This window comes from Streptomyces sp. NPDC054840, from assembly GCF_053611065.1.
This window is the reverse complement of record NZ_JBSGZP010000267.1, coordinates 1-9,194: the sequence shown is the minus strand read 5'-3', so window position 1 is coordinate 9,194 and position 9,194 is coordinate 1. Positions and strand designations below refer to the sequence as shown.

General features: G+C 73.1%; 3 protein-coding genes. All 3 read left to right on the top strand.

Translation table 11 applies throughout. From position 1 onward, the window contains the following. Positions 1-224: 224 nt before the first annotated feature. The 3 genes from ACWGIU_RS19920 to ACWGIU_RS19910 all read left to right on the top strand — a co-directional run bounded on the left by ACWGIU_RS19920 (position 225) and on the right by ACWGIU_RS19910 (position 9,186). Positions 225-1,499 carry an MFS transporter gene (locus tag ACWGIU_RS19920; RefSeq protein ID WP_453707571.1) on the top strand — a complete coding sequence of 425 codons (1,275 nt, stop codon included), beginning with the start codon at positions 225-227 and terminating at the stop codon, positions 1,497-1,499. 240 nt (positions 1,500-1,739) lie between these two features. Beyond that, on the top strand, positions 1,740-5,837 hold the full coding sequence (locus ACWGIU_RS19915) for a non-ribosomal peptide synthetase (protein WP_453707569.1): 4,098 nt from the start codon (positions 1,740-1,742) through the stop codon (positions 5,835-5,837). Further along, the gene (locus tag ACWGIU_RS19910) at positions 5,830-9,186 is read left to right on the top strand and encodes a non-ribosomal peptide synthetase (RefSeq protein ID WP_453707567.1); all 3,357 of its coding nucleotides are present in this window, start codon (positions 5,830-5,832) and stop codon (positions 9,184-9,186) included. The genes ACWGIU_RS19915 and ACWGIU_RS19910 overlap by 8 nt, the downstream gene beginning before the upstream one ends. Positions 9,187-9,194: the final 8 nt, after the last annotated feature.

Genomic DNA, 9,194 nt, shown 5'->3' with positions numbered 1-9,194 from the left:
GGGCCCCGGTGACGGTCGAACCCTTCCCCGGCGCCGAGCCCCACACCCCCGCCGTGGCGGCCGGGATCGCCCGCGAGAGCGCCGACATCCGACGCTTCTCCAGCGAAGCTCATCGCCTCTCTACAAGCGGTCTACAGTCCCCGGATTCATAACCGGGCGCTAACTCGGGATCCATAGCGTCACTGCCGTCCGACATCCGTACCCAATCAGAAAAGGGCGTCGACATGGCACTCGGTCGGCATTCCGATTTCAATCGCCTGTGGTTCGGGCAGACCGTCAGTAACTTCGGCGACAAGATCTCCCTCCTCGCACTTCCGACCCTCGCGGTCGTGGTCCTGGACGGCGGAGCCCTGGAGGTCGGCGTGCTGGGCGCGCTGCGCTTCCTCCCCTTCCTTCTGCTCGCCCCGATCGCAGGTCTGGTGGCCGACCGGGTCTCGCGGCGCACGGTGATGATCGTCGCCGACCTGGGCCGGTTCGTGGCTCTGGGCACGATTCCACTCGCCTTCGCCCTCGACTCCGTCAGCATGACGCATGTCTATGTCGTGGCCGCCGTCACCGGCTGCCTCACCACCTTCTTCGAGGTCTCGTACCAGTCCTGGCTGCCCCAGCTCATCGGTACCGAGAACCTCATCGAGGGCAATACCAAACTGCAGATCAGCCGGAGCGTCGCGGAAGCGGTCGGGGCCGGCGCCGGTGGCGCCCTCATCCAGCTGCTCGGCGCCGCACGGGCCGTCACCGCCGACGCCTTCACCTTCCTCGTCTCGCTGATCGCCCTCCTCGTCATCCGCCACCGGGACACCCGCGAGCGGACCGAGGAGCGCAAGGCCTCCGCCAAGGCGGAGCTCAAGGAGGGCATGCGCACCCTCTTCGGCAACCCGGTGCTGCGCGGCCTGTTCACCGCCAACGTCGTGGTCAACCTCGGTGCCGCGATGGGTGACGCCCTGCTGATCGTCTACGCGTACAAGGTCCTGGACCTGAGCCCCGGCCAGGTCGGTGTCGCCTTCGCCGTCATGTCGGTCTTCGTCATCGTCGGCGCGGTGCTCTCCGAGGTGGTCTCCAAGAGCCTCTCGGTCGGCCGCCTCCTGGTCATCACGGCGGTCGTGCTCGGCGCCGGCTACATCGTGGTGCCGACGGGCGGCGCGATCGGCGGCTTCGTCGGACTGATCGTGGTCCAGGCCGTCATCGGCTTCGTCTCCCCGATGTTCGACATCCACGTCCTCAGCCTCGTACAGGGGGTCACCCCGAACGAGCAGATGGGCCGCGTCAGCGGCACCGCGCTCTCCGCGGTGTACGGCGCCCTGTCCCTGGGCTACTTCGTCGGCGGCGCGCTCGGCGAGGCGATCGGCCTGACGGCCGGCCTCGCGGTGGCCGGCGCGGTCACCATCGTCGGCGGCCTGACCCTGCTGGCCGGCCCGGTGGCCAAGATCAAGGAAATGCCCGTCGGCGACAACGCCGAAGAGGGATCTCCGGCGGCGGACGAGGCCAGGATCACCGCCTGACCGGCGCTCCAGGGGTGCGGGAGTGGGTGCCTGCCAACGGCACCCACTTCGCACCGCACCCACGTCCCGCGCCCCCGCCCGTACGCCCTCACCTGGTATGCCCCCGCCCGTACGCCTTCATCCGGTACGCCCACACCCGTACGCGAGCCCGCACGTGAGCCCGCACCCAGCGCCGCGCACCCCGCGGCGCCCCCTCGCCGTATCCCTCTCCCGACTCCCGAAGACGCACGGAGGCTCAAGGTGAGCGAGTCCCTCGCCGAACGCATAGCCGCACTGCCGAAGTCCCGCCGGGCACTGTTCCAAGCCCTGACCGGCCGAGGCGGCGGGCGCGCCGCCGTACGGGAGGACCCCGATCCGGCACCCCGTGACCCCGCCGAACCGCCCGTGCTCTCCTTCGCGCAGCGCCGCCTGTGGTTCATCGACCAGCTGCAGCCCGGCAGCCCCGCCTACAACGTGCCGGTCGCCACCCGCATCCGCGGCCCGCTCGACGTCCCCGCCCTGCACGCGGCGCTCCAGGACATCGTGGACCGCCACGAGGTACTGCGGACCGTCTACACCTATCAGGAGGGAGCCACCGAGGCCGTCCCCCGCGTGGTGGACGGCTACCGGCTCCCCCTGCCGCTGACGGAACTGCCCGACGAGGCGGCGGCCCGGCCGTTCTACGACGCCGACGCGGGAGCCCCCTTCGACCTGGCCGGTGCCGTCCCGCTGCGGGCCCGGCTCGGCCGGATCGGCGCCGAGGACCACGTCCTCGTCCTCAACCTGCACCACATCGTCACCGACGGATGGTCCATGCGGGTCCTCTACACCGAACTGGAACGCGCCTACGCCGCCCGCACCGGGGCGCCCGCCGAGGCGACGGCCCCGCTCGCCCTCCAGTACGCCGACTTCGCCACCTGGCAGCGCCGCCGCGTCAGCGGGGACCGGCTGGAGAGTCTCACCTCCTTCTGGCGCGAAGAGCTGGGCGGCGCCACCCCTGTGGACCTGCCGACCGACCGGCCGAGACCGCCCGTCTTCGGCCACGCCGGCGCCTCCCGCTACATCGACCTCCCGCCCCGGCTCATCGCCCGGCTGCGGGAGTTCGGCAAGTCCGAGGGCGCCACCCTCTACATGACGATGCTGGCCGGCTTCGCCGCCACCCTGCGCCGCTGGACCGGTCAGGAGGACATCGTCGTCGGCACCTCCGTCTCCGGCCGTGACCACCCGGCCTTCGGCGAGCTCATCGGCTTCTTCGTCAACACGCTGCCGCTGCGCATCAGAACCGGGGGCGACCCCGGCTTCGCGGAGCTGGTCCGCGCCACCCGCCACACCACCCTCCAGGCGTACGCGCACCAGGAACTGCCCTTCGACCTCATCGTCGACGCCCTCGGACTGCCCCGCGACCCCAGCCGGCCGCCGCTCACCTCCGTGATGTTCCTCCTCGACGAGACCCCGGACACCGCCCCGGGACTCGCGGGCGTCGCCACCGAGCCCATCGACTTCTCCTCGCACGCCACCAAGTACGACCTCATGATCAGCGTCCACGACACCGGCACCGCCGTCCGCGCCCTCGTGGAGTACCCCACCGCCCTGTTCGACGCCGCGACGGTGGACCGGCTCCTCGGCCACTTCCTCACCACCCTCGAAGGAGCGCTGGACCGCCCCGACGCCCCGCTGTCCGCCCTGCCGCTGCTCACCGAGGGCGAGCGCCGGGCCGCCCTGGACGACTGGAACGCCACCCGCGCCCCCTTCCCCCAGGACGCCTGCCTGCACGAATTGTTCGAGCAGCACGCCGACCGGCGGCCCGACGCGCCCGCCGTGATCCTCGGCGGAGTCGGCGGCTGGAACATCACCTACCGGGAGCTGGAGGAGCGCGCCAACCGCCTCGCGCACCGGCTCGTCGAAGCCGGCGCGGGCCCCGACCGGACCGTGGCCCTGTGCCTGCGCCGCGGCCCCGGCCTCGTCACCGCGATCCTCGCCGTCCTCAAGGCCGGCGGGGCCTACGTCCCCCTCGACCCGGACTACCCGGCCGAGCGCCTGGCGCTGCTGCTGCGGGACTCCGCGCCGCCCATCGTCGTCTCCGACGCGGAGCTGATCGGCCGGCTGCCCGTCCCCGCCGGCACCGCCCAAGTGCTGCTCGACACCGACCGGGCCGCGCTCGCCGAGCTGCCCGCGACCCGCCCGGCCGTCCCCGTCACCTCCCGGGACCTGGCCTACGTCATCTTCACCTCGGGCTCCACCGGCACCCCCAAGGGCATCGCCCTGGAACACCGCGGCGTCGTCAACAACATCCTCGACCTCAACCGCTCGTACGGCATCGGCCCCGGCGACTCGGTCCTCGCCCTGTCCTCGCCGAGCTTCGACATGAGCGTCTACGAGACCCTCGGCATCCTGGCCGCGGGCGGCACGCTCGTCCTGCCCGACCCGGCCGCCGCCAAGGACCCGGCCCACTGGGCCGACCTCGTCGAGCGGCACGGCGTCACCGTATGGAACTCCGCCCCCGCCCTCCTCGGCCTCCTGGCCGACCAGCTCGAACACGCCGGCGGGCCCCGACTGCCCCGGCTGCGGACCGCGTTCCTCGGCGGCGACTGGATCCCCGTCACCCAGCCCGACCGGATCCGCGCCTTCGCGCCCGGCCTGTCCTTCGTGGCGCTCGGCGGGGCGACCGAGGCCTCCATCCACTCGGTGGAGTTCCCCGTCGGCCGGGTCGATCCGCAGTGGACGAAGCTCCCGTACGGGCGGCCCATGGCCAACCAGCTCACCTACATCCTCGACCCGAACGACCGCCTCGTCCCCGTCGGCGTACCCGGCGAACTGCACCTCGGCGGCGTCGGACTCGCCCGCGGGTACCTGGGCCGGCCCGAACTGACCGAGGAGAAGTTCGTCCGGGTCGAACTGGAGCCGGGCCGCACCGAACGCCTCTACCGCACCGGCGACCTGGCCCGCTACGGCCCCGACGGAACCATCGAACTCCTCGGCCGCACCGACTTCCGGATCAAGCTGAACGGGCTGCGCATCGAGCCCGGCGAGGTGGAGAGCGCGCTGCGCGACCGCCCAGGGGTCCGCGAGGCCGTCGTGGCCGCCCGCAGCACCGCCGGCTCCGACCGCCTCGTCGGTTACGTGGTGCCCGAGGAGGGCGCCGTCCTCGACACCGCCGCCCTGCGGACCGCGCTCGCCGCCGTGCTGCCCCCGCACTGCGTCCCCGCCGAACTCGTGCTGCTGGAGCGGCTGCCGCTGAGCCCCAACGGCAAGGTGGACCGGGGCGCCCTGCCCGACCCGCGCCCCACCGCCCCCGCGCCGGGCCGGCCCGCCGTGTCCGCGCCCGCGGACGCGGACCCGGTCGCCCTGCGGATCGCCGCCGTCTGGGCCGAGGTGCTCGGCACCGCGGAGGTCGCGCCCCACGACGACTTCTTCGCCCTCGGCGGGGACTCCTTCGCCGCCGTGCGCGCGGTGCGCGCCGTCGCCGCCGCCCTGCCGGACGGCGCAGCCGCCGCCCTGCGCGTCGTCGACCTCTTCAGCAACCCGACCCCGGCCGGCCTCGCCGCCCGCACCGCGGAACTCGCCGGAACGGAGACGGGAGCGGGACCGCAGCACCACCGACTGCTGCACCGGCTCACCCCCGAACGCCCGGCCGGCACCACCGCGCTGACCCTCGTCTGCTTCCCGCACGGAGGCGGCGATGCCATCGCCTACCAGCCGCTCGCCGCCCAGCTCCCGCCGCACATCGAGCTCCTGGCGGTCTCCCCGCCCGGACACGACCCGCTGCGCCCCGGCCCGATGCTGCCGGTGCCCGAGTTCGCCGAGCTCGCCGCCGAGGAGATCGTCCGCACCGTGCGGGGCCCGTACGCGGTCTACGGCCACTGCGCCGGAGTCGTCACCGCGCTGCAGACCACCCACGTACTGGAACGGCTGGGGCAGCGCCCGATCGCCCTCGACCTCGCCGCGGCCCTCCCCGAGGAGGACCCCGAGTACGCCCTGGAGATGGAACGCGTCTCCGGCGACGACGACCTCGTCGCCTACCTGACCACGATGGACGGCTTCGACGGCGTCCTCGACGACAGCGACCTCACCGCGGTCCTGCGGATGGTCCGCCACGACATGACCGAGGCCGCCCGCTTCTTCGCCCGCACCCCGGGCGGCTACGACCGCCCCCTGTCCACCCCGCTCACCTGCATCATCGGCGACGCCGACGACGCGACCGAGGGCTACGAGAACGGCTACCGCGCCTGGGGCCGGTACGCGGCCGACGTACGCCTCGCCGTGATCCCCGGCGGCCGCCACTACTTCGCCAAGCACCTGCCCGACCGGCTCGCCGCTCTCCTCGCCGACCTGCACCGCAACGGAGGAACCCATGTCTGATCTCGCCGAACGGCTCGGCCGTCTGCCCCAGGGACAGCGCTCCCGGCTGCTGGGCCGGATGCGCAACCAGATGACGGCCGGCGTGGGGCGCCGCATCGAACTGAAGCGCGCCGACCACGGACCGCGGTCCCGCTCCTCCTTCCAGCAGGAGCAGATGTGGTTCGTCGACAAGCTCGGCGCCGGCAAGGCCCGCAACAACATAGCCCTGGCGATAGGCCTGGGCGGACCCCTCGACCGGGCCGCCCTGCACGAGGCGCTCAACGCCGTCGTCGCCCGCCACCAGGTGCTGCACAGCAAACTCGTCGAGATCGACGGAGTTCCCTGGCAGGAACCCGTCCCCTCCTTCGTGCTCGGCGTCCACAGCACCGACCTCTCGGGCAGCGAGGACGCGGACCGCGAACTCGCCGAGCTCACCGCGAGCTGCGCCGCCGCCCCCTTCGACCTGGCCGCCGGCCCGCCCGTCCGCGCCCACCTCGTGCGGCTCGCCCCTGAGCACCACGTCCTGCTCTGGGTCGTCCACCACATCGCCTGGGACCCCGGCTCGACCCGCATCTTCACCGAGGAACTGACCGCCGGCTACGCGGCGGCCGCAGCGGGCAAGCGCCCGGATGCTCCCCGGCTCGCCGTCGAGTACGCCGACTTCGCGGCCTGGCAGCGGGCCAAGCTGGAGAACGACGAGCACGGCCGGGCCCTCGCGACCAAGTGGCGCCAGATCCTGGCAGGCGCCGTCGCCACCGAGGTCCTGCCCGACCACCCGCGCGGCCCCGAGACCCGCGGCGACGGCCGCGGTCTGAAACTGACCCTGGACCAGAAGCTGCTGGACCGCCTCACCGAGCTCGCCGACGCCAACAGCACCACCGTCTTCACCACCCTGCTCGCCGCCTTCAACGCGCTGCTGCGGCACTGGACCCGCACCGAGGACGTCGTCGTCGGCACCGCCAGCGCCTCCCGGCCGCACCCAGACCTGGAGCAGGTCATCGGCTGCTTCGTCCAGATGATCACCCTGCGGACCGAGGTCACCGACCAGCTCACCTTCCGCGAGCTGGTCACCCGCACCGCGTCCTCCGTCATGGACTCCTTCACCAACAGCGAGCTGCCCTTCGAGCAGGTGGTCGAGGCCGTCCGCCCGGTGCGCGACCCGCTGCGCCACCCGCTCTTCCAGATCGAGTTCACCTCGCTGGGCCGCTGGGGCACCCACCGGGCGCAGGCCGCCGATGTCGAGTTCACCATGGACCAACTGCACGACGGGGCAGCCAAGTTCGACATGAGCTTCCTGGTCGGCGAGAACGACGGCCTGGAACTCTCCCTCGAGTACAACACCTCCCTCTACCGGCACGGCACGGCGAGCGCCCTGCTCGGCGCCTTCCGCCAGGTCCTGGAGCAGGTCGCCGAGAACCCTGACCTCCAGGTCGGCGACATCAGCCTGGTCGAGGAGCCGGCCGCCTCCCGGCACGCCCGCGAGCTGTCCCGCGGCGGCCCCGTCGACGAGGCCGCCTGGACCACCACCCTGGACCGCGCGTTCCGCGAGCGGGCCACCATCCACCCCGACGCCGTGGCCGTCCGCCACGGCGCCACCCGGCTCGACTACGCGGCCCTCGACCGCTGGTCCGAGGCCATCGCCCACCGGCTGCGCGACCGCGGGGTCCGCCACGGCGACCCCGTCGCGGTGTGCGTGTCCCGCGGCCCGGCGGCCGTCGCCGGAGTCCTCGGCGTGCTCAAGGCGGGCGCCCACTACATCCCCGTCGACCCTGCCGCCCCGGCCGAGCGGACCCGTACGGTCCTTGCCGACGCCAAGGTCCGGCACGCCCTCGTCGACGAGAGCGCACAGCTGCCCGTACCGCTGGAGCTGGTGACCACCGGAACGGCCGCCCCCGTCCGGGAGGTTCCCTCCCTCGCGCCGACCGCCACGCCCGGCGACCTGGCCTACGTGCTCTACACCTCCGGCAGCAGCGGAACCCCCAAGGGGGTCATGATCGAGCACCGCTCGGTCACCCACTTCTCCCGCACCATCGCCAAGGCCTACGAGATCAGGGCCGAGGACCGGGTCCTGCAGTTCGCCCCGCTCACCTTCGACGTCTCCGTCTTCGAGATCTTCACCACCCTGCTGGCGGGCGGCTCGCTCGTCATCGCCACCGACGACGAGCGCCGCGACCCGGCCCTGCTCCAGACCCGGATGCGCGAGGACGCGGTCACCGTCGCGGAACTCCCACCCGCCCTGCTGCCCTTGCTCGACCAGGCCGGCCTGCCCGACCTGCGGCTGGTCTCGGTGGGAGGCGAGGCCTTCCCCGGCAGGCTGGTCGCCGAATGGACCGCGGGGGAGCGCAGGTTCGTCAACGGGTACGGGCCCACCGAGGCGACCGTCGCGGTCACGCTCATGGACTGCACCGGCAGCTACGACCGCAACCCGCCGATCGGCCGCCCCATGCCGGGTCACCAGGCCTTCGTCCTCGACGAGCGGCTGCGGCCGGTCCCGCCCGGCGTACCCGGCGAACTCTGCGTCTCCGGCCCGGGCGTGGCCCGCGGCTACCTGGGCCGTCCCGATCTCACCGCCGACCGCTTCGCCGACAACCCCTACGCGGACGGCCCGGAGACCGAGCGCCTCTACCGCACCGGCGACCTGGTCCGCTGGCTGCCCGGCGGAAACCTGGACTTCCTCGGGCGTACCGACCGCCAGCTCAAGGTGCGCGGCCACCGCATCGAGCCGGGCGAGGTCGAGTCCGTGCTCACCGGGCACCCCTCCGTGCAGCAGGCCGTCGTGGTCGCCCAGCCGGCAGCGGGCGGCGAGCGCATGCTGGCCGCCTACGTCACCGTCGAACAGGTGGGCTCGTACGCCTCCGAGGTCGCCGACGCCGAGGGCCTGCGCGCCTACGCGGCCGGCCGGCTGCCCGGCTACATGGTGCCGGTCGTCGTCGTCCTGGACGACCTGCCCCTCACCCCGCACGGCAAGGTCGACACGGCCGCCCTGCCCCAGCCCACCGAGCTGTCGGCGCAGGGCGGCACCGCGCCCCGCGACGCCATCGAGGAACAGATCTGCCGGGAGATCCTCACCCCGCTGCTCGAATGGCAGAACCCGGACGTGGAGGGCGACTTCTTCGCCCTGGGCGGCAGCTCCCTGCAGGCCACCATCGTGGTCTCCCGGGTCCGCGCCCTCTTCGGCATCGACATAGCCCTGGCCGACTTCTTCGGCCGCCCGACCGTCTCGGGACTCGCCGAACTGGTCCGCACCGCCAAGGCCGAGGCCGCCGGCGAACAGGACCGGCTGCTCGCGGTCTTCGAGCAGATCGAGAACATGAGCGACGACGAGGCCGCCGCCCTTCTCGGCTCCCTCCAGCACCCGGACGGTCCGTGATGGCCGGG